Source organism: Aeromicrobium sp. (genome assembly GCF_037719875.1).
Classification (GTDB): Bacteria; Actinomycetota; Actinomycetes; order Propionibacteriales; family Nocardioidaceae; genus Aeromicrobium.
In genome coordinates this window covers 377,325-398,121 of sequence record NZ_JBBJMJ010000001.1, presented here as the reverse complement: position 1 = coordinate 398,121, position 20,797 = coordinate 377,325, and the positions used below count along the sequence as shown (strand labels likewise).

Annotated in this window: 19 protein-coding genes; 8 read left to right on the top strand and 11 right to left on the bottom strand. The window is 66.3% G+C overall.

Features of this window, described 5'->3' with window-relative positions; all coding sequences use genetic code 11:
* The first annotated feature begins 48 nt into the window (after positions 1-48).
* The 6 genes from WKF39_RS02015 to WKF39_RS01990 all read left to right on the top strand — a co-directional run bounded on the left by WKF39_RS02015 (position 49) and on the right by WKF39_RS01990 (position 6,206).
* Positions 49-1,599 carry an AMP-binding protein gene (locus WKF39_RS02015; protein ID WP_340385362.1) on the top strand — a complete coding sequence of 517 codons (1,551 nt, stop codon included), beginning with the start codon at positions 49-51 and terminating at the stop codon, positions 1,597-1,599.
* Positions 1,596-2,492 (top strand): enoyl-CoA hydratase, encoded by an 897-nt coding sequence (locus WKF39_RS02010; RefSeq protein ID WP_340385360.1) that lies wholly within the window; start codon positions 1,596-1,598, stop codon positions 2,490-2,492. The genes WKF39_RS02015 and WKF39_RS02010 overlap by 4 nt, the downstream gene beginning before the upstream one ends.
* Positions 2,489-3,643, top strand: coding sequence for an acyl-CoA dehydrogenase family protein (locus WKF39_RS02005; RefSeq protein WP_340385358.1), 1,155 nt, complete (start codon positions 2,489-2,491; stop codon positions 3,641-3,643). Before WKF39_RS02010 ends, WKF39_RS02005 begins: the two co-directional genes overlap by 4 nt.
* Positions 3,640-4,536 carry an acyl-CoA dehydrogenase family protein gene (locus WKF39_RS02000; protein WP_340385356.1) on the top strand — a complete coding sequence of 299 codons (897 nt, stop codon included), beginning with the start codon at positions 3,640-3,642 and terminating at the stop codon, positions 4,534-4,536. The genes WKF39_RS02005 and WKF39_RS02000 overlap by 4 nt, the downstream gene beginning before the upstream one ends.
* A gap of 76 nt (positions 4,537-4,612) precedes the next feature.
* Entirely contained in the window at positions 4,613-5,683 is a 1,071-nt protein-coding gene (locus tag WKF39_RS01995) for an acyl-CoA dehydrogenase family protein (protein ID WP_340385354.1), read from the top strand.
* A 31-nt stretch (positions 5,684-5,714) separates the two neighbouring features.
* Positions 5,715-6,206, top strand: a complete 492-nt coding sequence (locus tag WKF39_RS01990) for a nuclear transport factor 2 family protein (protein WP_340385352.1) — start codon at positions 5,715-5,717, stop codon at positions 6,204-6,206.
* 31 nt (positions 6,207-6,237) lie between these two features.
* Here the strand turns inward: WKF39_RS01990 and WKF39_RS01985 are convergent, their stop codons facing one another.
* Complete coding sequence (locus WKF39_RS01985; RefSeq protein WP_340385350.1) at positions 6,238-6,909, bottom strand: PaaI family thioesterase; 672 nt, start codon at positions 6,907-6,909, stop codon at positions 6,238-6,240.
* Positions 6,910-7,020: 111 nt separating this feature from the next.
* On the opposite strand from WKF39_RS01985, the gene WKF39_RS01980 reads away from it, so the two are divergent.
* The gene (locus tag WKF39_RS01980; protein ID WP_340385348.1) at positions 7,021-7,500 is read left to right on the top strand and encodes a nuclear transport factor 2 family protein; all 480 of its coding nucleotides are present in this window, start codon (positions 7,021-7,023) and stop codon (positions 7,498-7,500) included.
* Positions 7,501-7,554: 54 nt separating this feature from the next.
* A complete protein-coding gene (locus WKF39_RS01975; protein WP_340385346.1) occupies positions 7,555-8,577 on the top strand; it encodes a TIGR03617 family F420-dependent LLM class oxidoreductase in 1,023 nt (340 codons plus the stop codon).
* Position 8,578: 1 nt separating this feature from the next.
* Here WKF39_RS01975 and WKF39_RS01970 read toward each other — a convergent pair whose 3' ends face one another.
* From WKF39_RS01970 to WKF39_RS01925, 10 genes are all read right to left on the bottom strand, one after another.
* Positions 8,579-9,619, bottom strand: a complete 1,041-nt coding sequence (locus WKF39_RS01970; protein ID WP_340385344.1) for a hypothetical protein — start codon at positions 9,617-9,619, stop codon at positions 8,579-8,581.
* 62 nt (positions 9,620-9,681) lie between these two features.
* Positions 9,682-11,169, bottom strand: a complete 1,488-nt coding sequence (locus WKF39_RS01965) for a hypothetical protein (protein ID WP_340385342.1) — start codon at positions 11,167-11,169, stop codon at positions 9,682-9,684.
* 41 nt (positions 11,170-11,210) lie between these two features.
* The gene (locus WKF39_RS01960; RefSeq protein ID WP_340385340.1) at positions 11,211-11,846 is read right to left on the bottom strand and encodes a flavin reductase family protein; all 636 of its coding nucleotides are present in this window, start codon (positions 11,844-11,846) and stop codon (positions 11,211-11,213) included.
* An 11-nt stretch (positions 11,847-11,857) separates the two neighbouring features.
* A complete protein-coding gene (gene hsaC / locus WKF39_RS01955; RefSeq protein ID WP_340385338.1) occupies positions 11,858-12,754 on the bottom strand; it encodes an iron-dependent extradiol dioxygenase HsaC in 897 nt (298 codons plus the stop codon).
* Positions 12,751-13,659, bottom strand: coding sequence for a 4,5:9,10-diseco-3-hydroxy-5,9,17-trioxoandrosta-1(10),2-diene-4-oate hydrolase (hsaD, locus tag WKF39_RS01950; RefSeq protein WP_340385336.1), 909 nt, complete (start codon positions 13,657-13,659; stop codon positions 12,751-12,753). The genes hsaC and hsaD overlap by 4 nt, the downstream gene beginning before the upstream one ends.
* Positions 13,659-14,825 carry a 3-hydroxy-9,10-secoandrosta-1,3,5(10)-triene-9,17-dione monooxygenase oxygenase subunit gene (gene hsaA / locus WKF39_RS01945; protein WP_340385334.1) on the bottom strand — a complete coding sequence of 389 codons (1,167 nt, stop codon included), beginning with the start codon at positions 14,823-14,825 and terminating at the stop codon, positions 13,659-13,661. The genes hsaD and hsaA overlap by 1 nt, the downstream gene beginning before the upstream one ends.
* A gap of 189 nt (positions 14,826-15,014) precedes the next feature.
* Complete coding sequence (locus WKF39_RS01940; RefSeq protein ID WP_340385332.1) at positions 15,015-16,226, bottom strand: IS110 family transposase; 1,212 nt, start codon at positions 16,224-16,226, stop codon at positions 15,015-15,017.
* A gap of 1,158 nt (positions 16,227-17,384) precedes the next feature.
* Entirely contained in the window at positions 17,385-18,176 is a 792-nt protein-coding gene (locus WKF39_RS01935) for a hypothetical protein (protein WP_340385330.1), read from the bottom strand.
* Positions 18,177-18,737: 561 nt separating this feature from the next.
* Positions 18,738-19,799 (bottom strand): IS110 family transposase, encoded by a 1,062-nt coding sequence (locus WKF39_RS01930; RefSeq protein WP_340385328.1) that lies wholly within the window; start codon positions 19,797-19,799, stop codon positions 18,738-18,740.
* A 328-nt stretch (positions 19,800-20,127) separates the two neighbouring features.
* Positions 20,128-20,469, bottom strand: coding sequence for a hypothetical protein (locus WKF39_RS01925; protein WP_340385326.1), 342 nt, complete (start codon positions 20,467-20,469; stop codon positions 20,128-20,130).
* Positions 20,470-20,797 lie beyond the last annotated feature (328 nt).

Below are 20,797 nucleotides of genomic sequence, written 5' to 3'. Positions count from 1 at the left end.
TAAGGTAGCCTACCAAGCACTTGTTTGGTCAGCGGTGAAGGAGGGCACGTGAGCGAGCTCGTGAGCGACACTGTCCCCGCGCTCGTGCGCCGCGCCGCACAGATGTATGGCGACGCTCCGGCCTATTCGATGGACGGCCGTTCCCTGACCTTCACCGAGCTGCACTCCTTGGTCCGCGACACCGCTGCGGCCTTTCACCACCGCGGCCTGCAGAAGGGCGGTCGCGTCGTCCTGTGGGCTCCCAACAGCATCGACTGGGTCGTGGCCGGGCTCGCCGTCACATACGCGGGCGGCACCCTGGTGCCGGCCAACTCCCGCTACACCGCCCACGAGGTTGGCGACATCGTCGATCGCACGCACGCGACGCTGGTCGTCGTTGCGGATGGCTTCCTCGGCCGCACCCAGATCGCCGACCTGCGCACCCTCGTCCCTTCTGCCCCGATCCTCGACCTGGCGGACGTCGCCGATCTCGCAGCGAGCGCCCGGGCAGAGGATGTCGACGCGGTCGACGCGGCGGCCGACTCGGTGACCCCCGACGACATCGCCGACATCCTGTTCACCTCCGGGACCAGCGGCCGACCCAAGGGCGTGCTCAGCGCACACCGGCAGACCGTCGCCGCGGCAGCGAGCTGGAGCGCGGTCGGCGAGGTGGGTCCCGCCGATCGCTACCTGGTGATCAGCCCGTTCTTCCACTCCTACGGCTACAAGGTCGGTGTGCTCGTCGGCCTCCTGCACGGATGCGTGCTGCACCCCATGGCGACCTTCGACGCAGATGCGGCGCTCGAGCTGATCGAGTCGGCCCGCATCACGATGGTCCCGGGCGCTCCCGCGATCTTCCTCGGGCTGCTGGAGTCGCCGGCCTTCGCCACCACCGACACCTCATCACTCCGCTTCGCCAACACCGGCGCCGCCAACGTGCCGGTCGCGCTGGTCGAGCGGCTGCAGACCGAGATGGGCTTCGACCTGGTGATCACGGCGTTCGGGATGACCGAGTGCGTCGTCGCCACGATGTGCCGCCGGGGCGACAGCGACGAGACCGTGGCAACGTCCTGCGGCCGCGCGATCGACGGCATGGAGACGGCGATCGCCAACCCCGAGACCGGGCAGCACCTGCCGGTGGGCCAAGAGGGTGAGCTCCTGCTCCGCGGCCCGCAGGTGATGCTCGGATATCTCGACGATCCCGCGGGCACCGCCGAAGCCATCGATGCCGATGGGTGGCTGCACACCGGCGACGTCGGCGTGCTCGATGACCGCGGCTATCTGCGCATCACCGATCGACTCAAGGACATGTACATCTGCGGGGGCTTCAACGTCTATCCGGCCGAGGTCGAGCAGGCACTCGTACGCCTCGACGGCGTCGTCGACGTCGCCGTGATCGGCGCCCCGGACGAGCGCCTCGGCGAGGTCGGCAAGGCGTACGTCGTGCGGCGCGACGACAGCGGCCCCGATGCAGAGACCGTGATCGCGTTCGCCCGGGAGCGACTGGCCAACTTCAAGGCGCCGCGCGAGGTGGTCTTCGTCGACGCACTCCCCCGCAACCTGTCCGGCAAGGTCCTCAAGAACGATCTGCGCACGACCCACGAAGGGAGCACCCCATGACCGAACACCCCACGACCGAACACCCTGGGCTGTCTGCAGAGGTGGTGACCTACGAGGTCGTCGACCAGATCGCGCGCATCACGCTCAACCGGCCGGAATATCGCAATGCCCAGAACTCGGCGATGACGTATGCCCTGGACGCCGCGTTCCAACGAGCGACCGACGATGACCGGGTCAAGGTCATCGTCCTGGCCGGCAACGGCAAGCACTTCTGCGCCGGCCACGACATCGGGACGCCCGGGCGTGACGTCGACACGACCTTCGAGCGCAAGGCCGTGATCTGGTGGGACCACACCGACAAGGAAGGCGGCGACCAGCGGTTCGCCCGCGAGTCGGAGGTCTATCTCGGCATGTGCCGCCGGTGGCGCGAGATCCCCAAGCCCGTCATCGCGATGGTGCACGGCGCCTGCATCGCGGGCGGGCTGATGCTGGCCTGGTCGTGCGACTTCATCGTGGCCTCGGATGACGCGTTCTTCTCCGACCCGGTCGTGCGCATGGGCATCCCCGGCGTCGAGTACTTCGCGCATCCATGGGTCATGAACCCGCGCGCTGCCAAGGAGTTCCTGTTCACCGGCGACCGCTTCCCCGCCAGTCGCGCCCTCGAGCTCGGCATGGTCAACCAGGTGGTGCCGGCTAGCGAGCTGGAGAGCACGGTGCTGGCCATGGCCGGCCGGATCGCGCAGATGCCCCGCTTCGGCCTCGCGCTGACCAAGAAGGCGGTGAACCAGGCCGAGGACCTGCAGGGCATGCGCGCCGGTATGGACTCGGTCTTCGGGCTGCACCACTTCGCCCACGCCCACAATGCCGAGGTCGGGGGCGACTCCCTCGGGGGCCTCGACGCCAAGTCGATGGCCGACAAGGCTCGTGACCGAAAGGACGGCGAGCAGGGGTGAACCTCGACTTCACCCCTGACGAGCTCGCATTCCGCGACGAGGCCCGAGCCTGGTTGGCTGCCAACGTCCCGGCGGAGTGCCTGCCGTCGATGGACACCGCCGATGGTTTCGTCGCCCACCAGGAGTGGGAGCGCCGACTCGCCGACGCGCGCTGGTCGGTGGTGTCATGGCCCGATGAGGTCGGCGGGCGTGGCGCTTCCCTCGTCGAGTGGGTGATCTTCGAGGAGGAGTACTACCGCGCAGGAGCACCCGGACGAGTCTCGCAAAATGGCATCTTCCTGCTCGCGCCGATCATCTTCGACCACGGCACGGCCGAGCAGCAGGAACGTTGGCTGCCGCCGATGGCGACCGGCGAGACGATCTGGGCCCAAGCCTGGTCCGAGCCGGAGGCCGGCTCCGATCTCGCCTCGCTGCGATCGACCGCGACCGCGGTGGACGGCGGCTGGCGACTGAACGGCCAGAAGACCTGGTCATCCCGCGCGGCATACGCACATCAGGGGTTCGGCCTGTTCCGCTCCGACCCCGAGGCTGAGCGCCATCGCGGGCTGACCTATTTCTGCTTCCCGCTGGACGCTCCCGGCGTGACGGTGCGGCCGATCGCGCAGCTCGACGGCGAGGCGGGCTTCGCCGAGCTGTTCTTTGACGACGTCTTCGTGCCGGATGCCGATGTGCTCGGCGAGCCGGGCGACGGGTGGCGGGTGGCGATGAGCACGGCGGGCAACGAGCGGGGCCTGTCGCTGCGTTCGCCCGGGCGATTCTGCGCGGCCGCCGATCGGCTCCTCGGCGTGTATGCCGAAGCGCCCGACCCGGCGCTGTCCTCAGCCGTGGTCGAGGCCTGGGTCCGTGCCGAGGCCTATCGCCTCTACACCTGGGGCACCGTGACCCGGCTCGCCGACGGCGGTGACGTCGGTGCGACGGGTTCGATCAACAAGGTGTGGTGGAGCGAGCTCGACGTGGCGCTCCACGAGACGGCGCTCGACCTGCTCGGAGACGAGGCCGAGGTCGCATCGACGTGGACCGACGGCTATCTGTTCTCCCTGTCCGGGCCGATCTATGCGGGCACCAATGAGATCCAACGCAACATCATCGCCGAGCGCATCCTCGGTCTGCCCAAGGAACCACGCGGAGCGGCACGCGGGGAGCCCGGATGAACTTCGAGCTGACCGCAGAACAGACCGGCTTCGCCCGGTCCCTCGACGACCTGCTGTCCCGCGCCGACGCGTTGGCCGTCAACCGAGCCTGGGCTGCCGGCGACCGCGATCCGGGCACCCGGCTGTGGTCCCGCCTGGCGGACCTGGGCGTGACAGCCCTCGCCACCGAGGCCACCCCGGTCGAAATGTGTGTCGCCTTTGAGGCACTCGGCCGCTACGCCGTGCCCGGCCCATGGATCGAGTCGGCGGCCTACCTCCCCGTGGCGCTGCCAGCAGCAAACCTCTCGGAGTCCTGGGCCACCGTGGCGATGCCATATGCCCTCGATGCCGACGTGGTGACCGATGTCTACGCGATCGTCGATGCAGGACTCCATCAGGCCTCTGCGGGTGATCGGGTGACATCTGTGGATCCCAGCCGCCATCTGTTCGAGGTCACGGCCGGTGAACCGGTGGAGCACGGAGACCTCGATGCGGCCTTCGACCTTGCCGTCCTGGCCACCGCGGCGGAGCTGCTCGGCGCCGGTGAACGGGTGCTCGCCGACACCGTGGCATACGTCAAGCAGCGCACCCAGTTCGGCCGCGCCATCGGCTCCTACCAGGCGATCAAGCACCAGCTTGCTGACGTGCGGATCGCCCTCGACTTCGCCCGCCCGCTGGTCTTCGGTGCGGCGGTCGACCCGTCACCGCGTGCCGTCTCGGCGGCCAGGGTCCACTGCGCGAGCGCGTCCCGTCTTGCGGCGCGCGTCGGGCTGCAGGCCCACGGGGCGATCGGCTTCACCGACGAATATGACTTGAGCCGGTGGCTCCTGCGCATCCAGGCCTTGCAGTCGGCCTGGGGCACACCGGCCTTCCACCGCGAGCGCGTGCTCACATCGCTCTTGGATGCGCGATGACCGAGCGCCAGCGAGGGAGCAGTCAGCCGCTCATGCCGGCGACTCCGTATCGTGCGTTTCTGACGGGGGAACCGGCATGACCGATCTGGTCCCCACGAGGGAGCACACCGAGCTCGCGAGCGCGGTTCGCAACCTGCTCGATCGCCGCTCCGACAGCCGGTCGGTGAGGCGTGCGATCGAGCAACCCACCGGGTTTGACACCGACCTGTGGTCGACGCTCTGCGATCAGATCGGCGCGGCCGCGCTGGCCATCCCGGAGGAGCATGGCGGGGCCGGCTTCACCCTCGCCGAGACATACGTCGTCCTGGAGGAGCTCGGTCGTGCGCTCACTCCGTCACCGTTGCTGCCGTCCGTCGTGACTTCTGCTGCCCTGGTCTCTGCCGGAGGTCAGGGTCCCCTGCTCGAGCGAATCGCCGGCGGCGCCATTGCCACGCTGGCTTGGTCGGGTGTCACGGGTCCCGCTGACACCGCCGCGGAGGTCACCTGGAGCGACGGAGCTCTTCACGGCTCGGTCTCCCCTGTCCTGTGCGGCGATGTCGCCGAGATCCTGCTGGTCCCCGCCCACCACGATGGCGGCATCGGCCTGTTCTCCGTCGATCCGACCGCAGCGGGCCTCACCCGTACGCGTGTCGCCGGCCTCGACCCGACGATCAGCTTCGCCGGGCTCACCCTCGACGGCGTGCCGGCCGAGGTCATCGAGCTCGACGCGGCCAACGTGCTCGCGACGACACACCTGGTCGGCACCCTCTCGACGACCGCACTCCAGGTCGGCTGCGCCCAGCGCGGCCTCGACATGACGGTCGACTACACCAAGCAGCGCGAGCAGTTCGGGCGCCCGATCGGCTCGTTCCAGGCGCTCAAGCACCGGATGGCCGACCTGCTCGTAGGCGTGCAGATGTCGCGCGCGGGTGCTTGGGCGGCGGTTCAGGCACACGTGCACGGCGCACCGAACGCTGACCGCCTCGCCGCTGCTGCCGCGTCCTATTGCGGTGAGTCCGCGATGGCCGTCGCGGCCGAGACGATTCAGCTGCACGGCGGCATCGCGATCACGTGGGAGCACGACGCCCACCTGGTGCTCAAGCGGGCGCAAGCCCTCAACCAGCTCTTCGGCCTCCCCCACCAGCAGCGGGCAGCGCTCATCTTCTAGGGGTGTCCCCCACGTGTGATTGAGTACCGCCATGGCCCAGAACGAGAACATGTTGCAGGCAGCCTTCGACCGTTATGCGGCGCGCGTCGACGAGATCTGCGCGAGCGGTGACTGGTCGGCGTTTGCCGACATGTTCACCGAGGACGCCACCTATTGCGAGCATGCATACGGCGACTTCTCCGGCCGCGAGGAGATCCGGCAGTGGATCATCGGGACAATGACCACATTCCCCGCCAACGAGATGATCGGGTTCCCTGCCGCCTGGCGGGTGATCGATCCACCCACCAACCGGGTCATCTGCGACATCCGCAACATCATGCGCGACCCGGGCGACGGTTCGGTTCACGAAGCCTCCAACATCACCATCTTGACCTTTGACGACGAGGGCGACCTGATCCGCGAGGAGGACATCTACAACCCACAGAAGTTCGCTGACATGACGCTGGACTGGTGCCGGGTGGCCGAGGGTCACGGGACGCTGAGCGAAGCCGGCAAGAGGATGCTCACGGCATGGGGCGGATGACCTGCGGCTGATCGGTGGCTGGGGCCGCTGCTCAGTCGAGCGAGCCGGAAACGGCCCCTTCGCGCGCCCACCGTGGAACGATGAACAGCCCGGTCGCCTCGACCGCTGGTTTATCGCCATGGTCGTCGCTTCCGAGGTGCGCCGTGACGGTGACCTTGCGGTCGTCCTCCCTCGAGATCTGCGCCTGCATGTGGATCCTGCCCAGCGGGAGCGGACGCAGATAGCGCAACGTGAGGCTCCCGGTGACGATGAGTCGGGTGTGCGCCGCGCTCCCGCACTCACCCATGAGGTGGTCGAGCAGGAGGGCCGAAACCCCGCCGTGCACGCAGCCGGGCGGACCCTCGTAGGCCGCTCCCAGGTCGACCTCGGATCGTACGGTTCGGTCGTCGACCCAGCGCAGGACCACCGGCGGAGCGATCGCGTTGCGGACGCCGACCACCGCGTTGCCCCAGTTCCACGACCTGCCCTCGGTGTTGAAGTGAATGCCTGCGGCCTCGGGCGAGGCGTCCTCGGCCAGGATCTGCTCCGCCTGCCGGACCAGGTCGCGTGCTGCTGCGACTCGTTCTGCGTCCACCCGGGTGCGGATGGCGACGTCGACGAGGAGGCGCACGTCGGCGGCCAACCCGCCATACAGCACCTCGGAGGCCTCGACCGCTGCGGTGGACATCTCGGAGAGGACGAACGACATGGACGACAGCGTCATGAACCACTCCCGAGTCCGAGGCGCGCAGCCAGCTCGATTCCGCGGACAGCCGGGGACAACACGATTCCAGAACACATGCCATCAATGTAGAACACGTTCTAGGATTCGGTCATGGATCTTGAATCGCTCGAATCAATCCGTCGCCTGAAGTACCGCTACTTCCGTGCACTCGATCTCAAGCGGTGGGACGAGCTCGAGGACACCCTGACCGAGGATGTCCAAGCTCGCTACGGGACCCAGGCCATGGACACACCTCTGCACTTCGACAACCGTGCCGACGTCGTTCGCTACATGTCGGAGAACCTCGGCACGGGGATCATCACGATTCACATCGGCAACTACCCTGAGATCGACGTCGAGGGTGACACGGCGACCGGCTCGTGGGCGTTCGAGGACACGGTGATCGTGCCCGACTTCAAGGTGACCATCCGTGGCGGCGGCTACTACTCCGATCAATACCGCCGGGAAGCCGGCACGTGGAGGATCTCGGCCACCGGGTACGAGCGGATCTATGAGGCGATGACCTCGATCGACGACACCCCGAGCTTCAAGCTGCTGGCCAACCGCTGGGATCCGGCGATCAGGCGCTGACGCCAAGAGCCGGTCATGCGCGACCGTCGCAGGACGACGAACGAGGAGACTGACGTGGCAGACAAGGTTCCGTTGGCAATCGACCTGGCCTTTCACGGGCCGCCTTCGCACGCCGGCGCGATGGCCAGGGAAGTGGAAGGACGAGGTTGTGTCCGCGGGCTCTTCGTCCCCGAAGCGGTGCACGATCCATTCATCACCCTGGCGCTCGCAGCGGCGAACACCGAGACGTTGGAGCTCGGCACCGGCATCGCGCTCGCGTTCGCGCGCACACCCATGTCGATGGCCTACTCCGCCTACGACCTGCACCAGCTCTGCGGAGGTCGGTCGATCCTCGGGCTGGGATCGCAGATCAAGGCCCACATCACGCGGCGCTACGACATGCCGTGGTCCGAGCCGGCCAAGCGGATGGGCGAGTACGTCAAGGCACTCCGTGCGATCTGGCACTCCTGGCAGACCGGGGACGCGTTGGACTTCCGCGGCGACTTCTATGCGCACACCCTGATGCCGCCGTTGTTCAACCCGGGCCCGCTGGGCTTTGACGCCCCGCGTGTCTGGGTGGCCGCGGTCGGACCGCTGATGGTGAAGGCGGCCGGAACGTACGGTGACGGGATCATCTGCCATCCCCTGATCTCCCGCAGCTATCTGGAGGACGTGACGGTCCCGGCGCTGACGAAGGCCCGTTCAGGTCGGACAGACCACACCTTCGAGATCGCCGCCATGGCCATGGTGGCCAGCGGACACACCGAGGAGGCCCTGGCGGGTGCGATCGCCGGAACTCGCCAGCAGATCGGCTTCTACGCCTCGACGCCGGCCTACAAGCCGGTCCTCGACCACCACGGGTGGGGCGACCTGCACGAAGAGGCCAACATGCTGACCAAGACCGGCAGGTGGTCTGAGCTCGCCGACCTCATTGATGACGAGGTGCTTCACACCTTCGCCGTCGTGGGTGAGGTCGCAGAAGCGGGCACGGCCATGCGCGAACGACTCTGCGGCCTGGTCGACCGCTTGACCCTGTCGATGCCCTATCAGGGCGCCGATGGTCTCGCCCTGGACCTTGCCGAGGCAAGCCACGGCTAGCTCAGTCAGCGCCCACGGGTTCGTCGACCCTCGCTCGGCGACCCGTGTGCAGCATGGCGAGAATCGCCGCAGCGCCGATGAAGCAGGCGAGCGTGTAGAGACCGCTGCCGATCGGGGTGCCGTCGCTCGTGATGCCGTCGTCCACGTCGAGGAATGCCGGCAGCGCCGCGAGCCAGAGCGCCGCGAACACCACCAGGTAGATGGCCGGGTAGATCCGCGCGAACAGAGTCATCGGCTCCCCCGCCACACCGCGGCGTACGTGGGTGGCCAGGATCCACGCGCCGGCGAGCCATACGAGTCCCAGCTCCACCCCTATGACCCAGGCCTGTGCCGTGACGTTGGGGGTCTCACCGCCGAAGATGCCAGCGGGGATGCCGAAGAGCCCCATCGCAGGTGGAGCCAGCACGCCGGCCAGGACGATCCGCCAGGTCAGCGACCATCCACTGCGTGGGCCACCGCCCACGAGCTTGACGACCAGGAACGTCATGACGCCGAATGACACAGCGGCAAACAGCAGCATGCTGTTCATCGGCACCGAGGCGAGCGCGGGATGGTTCACATCCTGGTTGTCGTCGTTCCATGCCCACCACTTCAGCTGGGGACCGAGCTGGTCGAAGATCTCATAGAAGACGTGGCACACGAATGCGACCGCCACCGACCCCACCAACGCTCCCCGGTCCCGAAAGATTCCGAGGACCCGCACGATCTCGTACGCCAGCTGGGTCAGCGCCGGATAGATCGCGATGATGTAGAGCGGCAGGCGATCCCACATGAACTGCACCGTGAAGATGTTGTGCGCGAAGATGAAGCCGAACTGCTCGTCGAGCCCGAACCACTCCGGGAAGTACAACGGCGGCTCGGTGACGAACAGATAGACGAGCGGCGCGCACCACAACGCCAGGTTGATCGGGTCACCGGCTCGGAGCCTGCGGATGGCGTGCACCAGCGCGAACACCGCCCCGCCGATGATCAGCACCTCGAGCACCGGCATGGTCCAGCTCGCGAGGTCGAACGGGTTGTGCACCGACACGACAGGACTCACGTCATGACAGTCAAAACCCAGCTCACGTGTGACCTGCTCTGCGGCCTCCTCACACGTCGCGCTCACCCCGTCGCCTCCAGCTGGGCTTCACGGTCGCCGGTCCGCCGGGTCCAGTCCGTGCCCGGAGGCTCGAGCTGGGAGTCAAACCCGAACGGGATCTGGTGTCGACCGAGCACAGCCTTGACCTGGTAGCGGAGCAACCCGTAGATCACGCGTGGACTTCGCATCATCTGGCCGATCGACTCGTCCAGGTTGAAGACGTTGGCGAAGTGCTCGTCGATGACAGCGTCCTCACGAGAGGCGCCGGTGATCGCGTTGAACATCGGCCATGTCGTCGCGGCCAGGAGCTTGCGCAGCCATGCCGGCGCCGTCTCGGTGCCGGTCGCACACTCATAGCCCCGGTCGCGCGCCATCGCCATCGCCCACGCCACCTTGAGGTTCTTGCGCTGCGCCGCAAGGAGTCCCTTGAAGAACCTCTGGTCCAGCTCGGTCGTCGACTCCAGCGCATCTCGGAGCAGGACCGCGGAGGCAGCTGCGGCGCTCATCCCCTGGCCGTAGAACGGGTTGAACGCACAGATCGCGTCACCGACGAACACGATGCCCTCGGGCGCGGTCGGCAGCTTGTCGTAGCGCCGCCACTTGTTGCCGGTCGACCGAGTCAGGTGGACCTGGGACGTCGGTTCGCTGGCCGCCATCGCCGCGGCGAACTGGGGCGTACGCAGGCGATCGGCACACGCGGCGAAGGCATCGACCGTGCGAGGCATGTCGATACCCCAGGAGCCCATGCAGGCAATCGAGCGGTTGCCCTCAATCGGGAAGAAGTTGACCAGGAACTCGTGCTCGGGCGGATGGTCGCCCTTGTCCTGCGTCGGCATGATCACCATGTGCTTCCACCACCAGGAGGTGGACTTCTGCTCAGGTTCGGGCACGTCATACCAGCGCGAGACATACGTGACCTTGGCGTCCAGCGTCTTGACCGGGACCTCTCGCTGGCCCGCAGCGACGAGCCAGTCCGAGACCGACGAGCCCCGGCCCAGCGCATCGACCACGAGGTCAGTGCCGAAGCGTTCGTCGCCTGCCGTCGAGGTGAAACGCACGCCGGTCACGCGACCGCCCTCATCCGTGTCGATCCCGTTGACCGATACACCCTCGCGGATCATGACGTTGGGCAGCTGCCGCACCCTGTCCCGAAGGACGCGCTCGATCAGGATGCGGGAGCCATAGACCATGTCCAGCGCCCCTTGCTTGCGTGGCGCCCACCCGGCCTCTTCGAGATATGCCGTGTCCATCGACGCGATCAGCGGCATCCCGCCGGCGGTGATGAGATCGGCCTCGAAGCCTGGGAACAGCGCGTCGATCGCTCGCCGCCCGGAGTTGAGCAGGAAGTGTGGGTGCTTGCTCTGTGGCACGCCGCGGCGGTGCTCGGCGTCGGGTGGCAGCTCATCACGCTCCAGGACGATCACCTCGCGGAAGTGCGGCGCCAGTGCCCCGACTGCGGACAGCCCCGCCATGCTTCCACCCAGTACTACTGCAGTGCGGCCAAGATTCATGTCGCCCTCGCTCAACCCGGTGTGGCAGATGTGTGTGGTGGCTACTCCGCTGTGCGGTAGCGCCCTTGGTGGAACAGCAATGGCTTGTCCGTGTGGCCCTGCCCTTGGCCGAGGTCCTCGACCTTGCCGATGACGAGATAGTGGTCACCGGCCTCGTGGACGTCCTGGACGGTGCAGTCGACCCAGCCGACCGTGTCCTCGAGGCGAGGCATGCCGTTGCTCGTCGAGTGCCACGCGACTCCGTCGAACTTGTCCACGGCCTGTGACGCGAAGCTGTTCGACACATCAGTCTGGTCCGCGGCGAGGAAGTTGACGCAGAACCGCCTGGACTGACGGATCGCCGCGAAGGCGCGCGATGTCTTCATCGGCAGGAAGGCGACCAGCGGTGGATCCAGCGAGACGCTGGTGAACGACTGGCACGTCATGCCGACGGGCACACCGCCGAGCGTCGTGGTGACCACAGTGACGCCGCTGGCATATTGCCCGAGCACATCGCGGTATGTCCGGGCGGCGGCCTGCGCTGCCTCACCGTCGATGTGGACGACCTCGCCGGGACGCCAGGCAAACATCTCGTCGCTGCCGCCCAGGAACGAGTCGATCAGCTCACGGGGCGGCCACGAGGCTGCGGCGTCCGGCCTCATGCCGTCGGGGACGTTGGCGTCGGTCAAGGGGTCCACGGTGGGGCCGCCTAGCCCGACTGGCCGAAGGCGTGGCCCCAGTAGGACACCGCGGTCGACTCCCGCGCCACCCAGCGCTGGTCGTCGACCGTCATGCCCTCACAGCCGAACTCGATGTCGAAACCACCGGGCGACTTCACATAGAACGACACCATCTCGTCGTTCATGTGGCGGCCGAGCGTGGCCGACAGCGGAGCCTTGTGCTTGCGAACCCGCTCGAGGGCGCGGCCGACGTCGTCCAGCTGCTCCACCTCGAGCATCATGTGCACGCATCGACTCGCGTTGGGCATCGGCAGGAATGCCAGGGAGTGGTGCCGTGGATTGACGCCGAGGAATCGCAGCCAGACCTTCGATCCGGGCTCCTTGCCCACGAACTCGCCGGGCATCGACATCGAGTCGCGCAGTCGGAAGCCGAGCACGTCACGATAGAAGCTCAGCGCCTCGACATCATCGTCGACGGGGATCACGACGTGCCCCATCCCCTGGTCGCCGGTGACGAACCGGGCGGCATACGGCGTGACGACCGGGCGCGACTCGTAGGTGATGCCGTGGAAGAGCTCGAAGGCGTTGTCGAAGGGGTCGGTGAACCGAATCAGCTCCTGCACCCGGCGCTCGGCCAGCTCCTCGGGCGTGCCCTCCGCGAAGTCGACGCCCGACTTGATCAGGTGCTCGCGCGCTGCCTGCAGCGCGTCGTGGTCGGCGAGCTCCCAGCCGACGCAGTCCAACCGGTCCTCGTCTGCGGGGAACACGACCAACCGGCTCGAGACCTCGTCGATCCGGAAGTAGAGGTTGCCCTCGGTGGGCCCGCGCCCCTCGGCGAGACCGAGGACCTTGGTGCCGAAGTGCTGCCACGCGCCCAGGTCCGTGCTGGCAACCCGCGCATAACCCATCGACCGTATGTCGATCATGACTTACCCTTCGATCGTTCGACGTGACGTGCGAGATAGGCCGTGCATACCTCTCGGAACTCCTCGGCCGCCTCGATCTGTGCCCAGTGCCCGCAGTTGGGGAAGACGTGGAGCGACGCCTTGGGGATCATCTTCAGCGCCACGAAGGCGCCGTCCAGCGGATTGACCCGGTCCTCGCGACCCCACGTGAGCAGGGTCGGACGCCGCAGCCTGTGCGCGTCGCGCCACAGCAGGCCGTCCTCGAAGCTGTCCGGGTTCCAGAACGACATACCCATCGACTGCATGGCCTCCATCGAGCCCGGTGCCGTCGCGTCGGCATACCGCTCCGCGACGAGCTCGTCGGTGACCAGGTCCTGGTTGACGACCATGCTGGAGATGAACGCCCGCAGGGCCTGCTCCGATGGTGCGCTGGAGAACTCGATGAGTCGCTTGACGCCCTCGGTCGGGTCGGCGTGGAAGAGGTTGAGCGACAGCCCGCCCGGCCCCATCAGCACGAGCCGGCCGACCCGCTCCGGATAGAGCAGTGCGAATCGCATCGCCGTGCCGCCGCCCAGACTGTTGCCCAGCAGGTGGAGGCGCTCGATGCCCAGCTCGTCGAGCAGCTCCTTGACCGCCTCGGCAGCGAAGCGGAAGTAGTTGCCCACGACGGGCGGCTTGTCGCTCTGCCCGAAGCCGGGCTGGTCGACGAGCAGGGTTCGGAAGTCGCCGGCGAAGCCGGGCAACGCGGGGCCGAAGTTGGACCACGCCGATGCGCCCGGCCCGCCGCCGTGCAGCATCACCAGCGGCAGACCGCCGCCCACCTCGGTCGGCTCGCCGGCTTCGTAGTAGTTGAGGGTCAGGTCGCCGGCCTTGGCGGACCGCCGGGTGGACTCGCGATCGAGTCCTCCGTTGGAGCTGGTGACCATCAGTACATTCCCGGGTCGACCTTGTGCCCGAACTCGAACATGCCGTACATCTGCAGCGCTCGCTCGGGATCGTTGGCCGCGTGCACCCGGCCGGCATGCGCATCTCGCCATGCGCGCTGGAGATAGGTTCCTTGGGCCAGAGCACGGCCACCCGAGGCCTCGAAGAGCGCGTCAATGGCGTCGATGGCGCGCTGGGTGCCCAGCACCTGGTCGCGGCGCACCCGCAGGCGCAGCGAGAGCGGGATCTTCTCGCCTTTGGCGACCAGCGCCTGCTCCTCGCGGATGTTGGACATGCACAGCGCCCATGCCCCGTCGATCTCGCTCGACGCGCGCGCGATGCGTACGGCGGCGAACGGGTCGGAGGACGCCTTCTCCCCCGCATATGCCGCTCGGACGCGCTTCTGCTGCATGTCGACATGCTCGGCATACGCTCCGCGGGCCATGCCGACGATCGGCGCCGTGATGGTCGTGGTGAACAGCGAGTGGAACGGCAGCTTGTAGAGGTCGCTGGGGTTCTGCTCCTGCCCCGGGCCGACGCAGCGGCCGGTCTCGCTCATCGAGAGGGTGAACTCCTCGGGGATGAAGGTCTCGTCGACCACGATGTCGTTGGAGCCTGTGCCGGACAGGCCGACGACGTTCCAGACGTCGACGATCTCGTACTTGTCGCGCGGGACGAGGAAGGTCTTGAAGTCGACGACCTGACCCTCGTCGTTGAAGACCAGCCCGCCGAGCAGGACCCAGGTCGCGTGCGCCGAGCCGGAGGAGAAGCTCCAGCGGCCCTGCAGCTGGTAGCCGCCGTCGGCGACGGTGGCCTTGCCGGTCGGTGCGTATGACGAGCTCAGCCGGGTCGAGGTGTCATCGCCCCACACCGCCTGCTGCGCGGTGTCGTGGAACAGTGCGATCTGCCACGGGTGGACGCCAAGCACCGACGAGATCCACCCGGTGGAGCCGCAGGCCGACGCGATCATGCTGACGGCGGTGTAGAAGTCGACCGGGTCGGCCTCGAGCCCGTCGAACCGATGCGGTTGCAGCATGCGGAAGAAGCCGGTCTCGACCAGCTCCTTGACCGAGGCCTCGGGCACCTGGCGCAACCGGTCGGTCTCTTCCGCGCGCTCGCGCAGACCGGGAAGAATGTCTCGCACGCCGTCCAGCACAGCCTGGCTCATCACAGCTCCTTGGAAGTTCGTCCCCCAATACTAGAACACGTTCTAGTGAGGTGTCCATCGTGGGGCTGTGCGGGTCGCCGCGACGGCTGTTTGCTTCAGCCGCGAGGCGTTCCTCCGGCCTCCAAACTTCGCTTCGCCATCGCTCGAAAGACGTGCTCGGCCCCCGGTCATTTCGGCTCCCCTCTGTTGTCAAGATGCGGCTGGCAGGGGGTTGTTTGGCGAAGCCTTCCGTCGTCGTGCGGCCGGTTGTAGCGTCTGGTCTGCGGGTCCGGGAAGTGGCTGATCCGAAGTGTCGATTCGCGGGGGTAGGTCGACCGCGCTGGATTTCATAGACGCCCCGCATTGCCCTCCCGGACCTGCACCAGTCTCTTGTTGGCTGAAGGCTCGAGCGTCAGCGACCAACTGTCGGAACACGGCATCAGAGATCCGGCGCTTGAGACAGCGCATCGCTTCCATCCTGGTTTTGCCGGCCGCGAGCTTGCGTTGGTAGTAGGCCCGTCCTTCGGTATCGAGCCTGATCTGGGTGGTCGCGGCGATATGGATCATCCGGTTCATCCGACGGTTCCCGGCTCGGGAGAGACGATGGCGTGTCTGCTCACCCGATGATGCGTCAAGCGGCGCGGTGCCCGTCCAGGACGCGAACCGGTTGCGGTCAGCGAATCTGACGACGTCTCCGACATCGGCCAAGATCCGCGCGGCCACGACTGGGCCGACACCGACCAGGTCCATCAGGTTGGAGCCACGTGCGTTCACGAACGTCTTGATCTCAGCGGTCAGCGCTTTGACCTTCTTCTCGATCGCCAACAGGGTCGCGAGTTCGTCGGCGGCGACACGGCGGCGGGTCTTTCCGACGATGTCCCGAGGACGGACGCTCGCCAAGATGGCCTTGGCCTGCAGGGAAGTCATGTCCTTCTTCGACTGGCCAGGGACGAGCTCAGCCAGCAGCCGGTGCAGACGGTTCACGGTCGCGACTCGTTGGTTTGAGAGCTGATCCCGCTGATCGACCAGGATCCGCAACGCCTCGAGCTGACCGTCAGGGGCCAGGACACGCAGGTCCTTGGCGCGGACCGCGGCGACCGCGACAGAGTGCGCGTCGTGGGCGTCGGTCTTACGACCGTGACCGGTGTCGAGAAGCCGGGCCCGGGCAGCGAGCTTGGCAGGAACGTCGACCACCTGTTCGCCAGCTTCCATCAGTCGTTGCGCGAGCGGACGGCCGACGCCGAGGCTTCCCTCGACGGCCCACCTGCGTTCGGACCACTGCTGGACGTATTTACGCAGGGCCGCGAAGCCGCCTTTGTCGGTGGTGAACCTCCCCGACCCCAGGATCTTCTCTCGATCGTCAACGACCTCGATGGTCACCGACAGCTTGTGGGGATCGACCCCGATGATGACTCTGCTCATGAATGCACTCGCTCTGCCGTGAAGGGATAGGACGGCGAGGTGGGCATTGCTACTACGAGCAGGGCAGTCCCCTCTTGAGCCACACCTCGTCACGGTGCCCGACGGTCCGCAAACCGAAATAGAGCCACACCCGCACGCAGGTGGGCAGCCCAAAATTGAGCATTCCGCCGAGCACCTGGATCGAGTCTGGCCTGACGCCGATCCTGCGTGAAGTCTCTAGTAGCCCAGAATGACGTCGTCCTCAATTATCGACGGCGAACTCGGCAGTTCATTTGAGCTGTCGAAGTCGGTGAGCGTTCTCATTCAAGATTGAAATCATCTCGGAAGAGTGCACGCCTAGCCAACCAGCCATTTCTTCAACAACGTCCGGGAGGTCTTTGGGCTCGGCAGGGCGTCCTATGAACGTGCAGTACGGACCGTCAGTCTCTAGTAGAAGCCGGTCGTGAGGTACAGAAGCGAGAACTCTGGCGCCGCTCTTGGACCGGACCATGGCGCTGTTTATGGAGAACCAGAGCCCAGCGTCGACCCCCCGCGACGCTTGTTTCGGAGTGCCTGTGAACCAGTGGAGCACTGCCTGACTCCCGTCCCCGCAAGCACGGCGACGGCATCGTCTGCCGCGCCGCGTGAGTGAACAGTCATAGGGCTGGTCCTGGCGAGTTCGTGGTCTACCACGGCGGAGAAGGTCGAATACTGGGCCCTCCGCTCTCGTGCGCCAACCCGGCTGTTGTAGTCCAAGCCAACCTCTCCGATCCACTCTGCGCTGGGGAGCATCCTGAAGAATCGCTGCAACTGCCCTGGTGCAGATGCCGCAGGACTGGCTGGGTGTAGACCGAGGGCAACGCTGACGCCCGGAATTCGTCCGAGGCGGGTGCGAAAGCGTCGGAAGGCGTCGGGGCTTTCAGTGACAGCGACAACGTCCACACTTGCAGCGCGCGCGGAGGTCAGGACCTTCAGCGGGTCAGCGTAGCTGTCGAGGGGACAATGATATAGCCCGGTTGGGGAGAGCCGCGACGTCGTCCTGCAGGGCCCCATCCGGTGCATCTTCCCGTCAGGCAAACGCCAAGACTTGGATGCGGACAGGGTGGTCATGGCCGGCGACGAGATCCGCACCATGACTGTCCAGTACGTGGGTTGAACCGACCCGTTGGTGCAGGCCGGTCAAATGTTCGGCCGGGCAATATGCAGACTGTTTGTTCCGTCAGGGTCCAGCGTGGTGCTGATCTGGAACGGGTGAGGGCCGTTCAAGGTGAGCATCGGTCCGGTGTTGCGCGCGTGATAGATGAATCTCAGGTTGGGCTTCTGATCCGCGTTGACAGAGAGCATCATCCAAGTGATTGCCAGCAGCGGTGGCGTTGCGGGATCGACCTGGGCCATGCCGAGCTGCTGGATGACGTCACGCAGCGCTTCGTCGGCTAGGACAGCTGCGCACCAGATGAGATACACGCCGAGATCTACCTCGCCGACCTGATCGACGACTACTTCATGGAGAACATCTGGGACGGTTCTGCTGAGGTGGCTGCCGTTAGTGTTGGCATACGCGGTGATGAGTTGCGCCCATGTGTAGTACTCGCGGTGAAGTCCTTCCTTCGACAGCGCGAGGCTGTTGATCCAGTCGAGAACTCCCACGTAGTTGGTGTGCTCGTCACCGCTGTCGTCGATACCTACCGGGAGGGCTCCGAAGGCGAGTTTCAAGTTTCGTTGCCGAGTGATGGGCGCTGAGACGAGAACGATCGGCTCTTGGAGCGAGAACCGTTTGATGGCCTTCCTCACGACGTCGTCACCGGCACCGCGAGTGAGCAAGGTGCGGAGAACTGCGGCCAGATCATCCGTCGCAGATAGTCGACCTGCGTGAAGCGACGCGGTGTGTGAACCCAGACGCTCCTGCAATCTCACCAGGAATTGTTTGAACTCGTCGTCGGATCGCTCTGTGGTGCCGGGCTTGGACGTCATGGATCGAGAGACTAGCCCGACGTGGCGGCTCGCATTCGCCTCGCGATGGCGTCCGGCCCTCTCGGTGGCCGGCCGCCGCGTAGTGGGCATAGACGGACATGGGTTCACGGATCGTGGTGGCCCCCGAAATGCTGCACAGCTGCCGGGCCCCGTCAGGACGGTAGTAGCCACCCGCAATCAAAGAGCGCTCAGACTCAGCCGCAACCACGGAGAGAAGGTCGGACAGCGCATCCTCGAGAACCAGCTCCAGTCGGTATTCGAGCGAGCGACTGATCGTGGGACTTACGTCGCGCAGCAGGGAGCATGTCCCGACCGATGAACCCGTCGTTCATACGCTGGCTCGCGATCGCTTTCGGTCTCGCCGGCGTGGGCCAGCTCTTGTTGTTCGCCTTCGGCGAGCATCGCATTCTCAACGGTGTTTCTGCAGCGTTATGGCTGTCGCTCTTGGCCCTTTGGGTTAGGGAGTGGCGTCGCAAACAGCGAACTTACTCGGAGTGGCTCGAGCGAGGCCAACGCTAACCACCTCGTTCGCCGTCGGCCCTGCGACGCTCCTATGCTTCGTCAAGCCGCTGCGGCCGTGTTTTCGAGTAGGCGATAGAGGTCGCGGGCGACGTAGCGGGCAAGGCAGCGTTTGATCTCTCGGCCGGTCTTGCCTTCGGCAGTACGGCGAGCGACGTAGTCGCGGGTGGCTGGCTGGTACTGAATCCGGCTCTGGACCACGGTGTGCAGTGCGTTGTTGAGCTGGCGGTCGCCGTAGCGGTTGAGCCGATAGCGAGTGGTGACTTGGCCACTGTTCGCCGGGATCGGTGCCACGCCGGCGAGCATCGCGAACGCTGCCTCGGAGTGGATACGGCCGGGGTGGGACCAGGCGCACAACACCGTCGCGGCCACGATCGGTCCGACGCCGAACTCCTCGAGCAGGTCAGGACGCCAACTACGGATGATGGCCACGATCGCCTTCTGCAGCTCCCGTGCCTCTTTCAGCATCGCGTGCGCGCGACGTGCCAAGGTCCGCAGCGCCACCACGGTGCTGGTCGTCTCGGTGTCCCAGGAGGCGTGCAGTCGCAGGTTCGCGGCGGTGTTGAGCATCGCGGCAAGCTTCTGACCGCGGAATCTGAGTCGGATCGGTTCGGGTGCTGCGATGACCAGGCTGAAGACCTGCAGCTGGGCCTCGGTGGAGGCATTGATCGCGGAGCGGCGAGTAGCCAAAAGCACCGACAGTGCTTGGCGTTCGCCCCCAGTGCGGGGAGTTCCCAACCGCGGCCTGGCCATCGCTTCACGCGCAGCGCGGATCGCATCGAGCGGATCGGACTTCGCGCCGTTGCGGCGCGCAGCCCGCTTCGGACGATCCAACTCGATGACGATCTCTGAGGCCTCCAACAGGTGACGACTCAGACCGGCGCCGTGACCGCCGGTCCCCTCTATCGCCCAAGCCCGCAACATCGCGTGGTTGTTGGCGAACTCCACCAGCTCGGCATAGCCCTGGGCTGTTGCCTCGATGGTGATCTCATCGAGGACACCACCAGTCGCAGCATCAACCACGGCCGCGGAGTGGGTATGGACGTGGGTGTCGACGCCGATGACGACATCGACCACCTCACGCAGATCGGTCAGACTGTTCATGCGTTCTCTCCTTCGCCGGACGGGACGTGGTTCCGGTCCGGGACGGAGGCTCGGCAGGACTGTGATGAGACACATCCGGCGCCACTAACGCCAGATGGTCAAGCTCCTGATCAGGCCAGCTCCTCCAACCGGGCCGGGGCCGGCAACCGCGAGCGGACAGGTCGCAACAAGGCACAAAGCCAGTCATTCCAGGGGTCACACTCACGGTCACCAACCACAGCCCAGCACCTTCGGGCTGCGTTGGCGATCCTCACAGTCATTCCACCGCGTAGCCGGTGGCTCGCGCAGGCTGGTCCCAGTGCCTCGACGTAGAGGCCTCCCTAGGCAACTACTGGTGGACCCGGCGCGAGGTTGGCAGGTTCAATGCCAAAGCGACTACGAGCATCCCAGCCAACCCGAGGACGCCCGGTACGACGCCTCCAATGTCACCCTCGCCTGACCAGTGGTCCAGGTAGGTCCCACCGGCCGAATAGAGGACGACCGATACCCACGTGAACAGAAGTTCGGCCGCGCTGATCTGGTTCGCGCGAAAGGCGAGCACTGCTGCAACGGCGGCGCTGGCGCCAAGCGCGGTGGATGCGATCGAGTCTGCCCACGACGAGTTTGTGATGACGAAACGGGCCGCTAGGGCCAATGCGGCTGCCAGCCCCGTGACTCGGCGGTATGTCATCGGATCAAACTATCGGTCCGTAGGGGCAACGAAGCAACCGAGACAGCCTGCGGCTAGCTAGTGACGACGACTAACGACCTGCGCTTTAACGCCGCGTCAGAGGCGCAGGCCTCCACCACTATCTGCGCGCCAAGCCGCTAGTTGCGGCGCGCGGATCGGAGCCCATCTGCGTCTGTTTGGGCTATCCGTCGCACTTAGTAGAACGCGGTAGCCCTCCGACGCACAACTCGCGCTGCGGCCGCAGCGATCATCCCGACCAGCAGACCTCCTGCGGTCAGAAACTGCCCGACCCAAAGTGCTCGGTCAACCCTCGGCGACATCCCCGCCT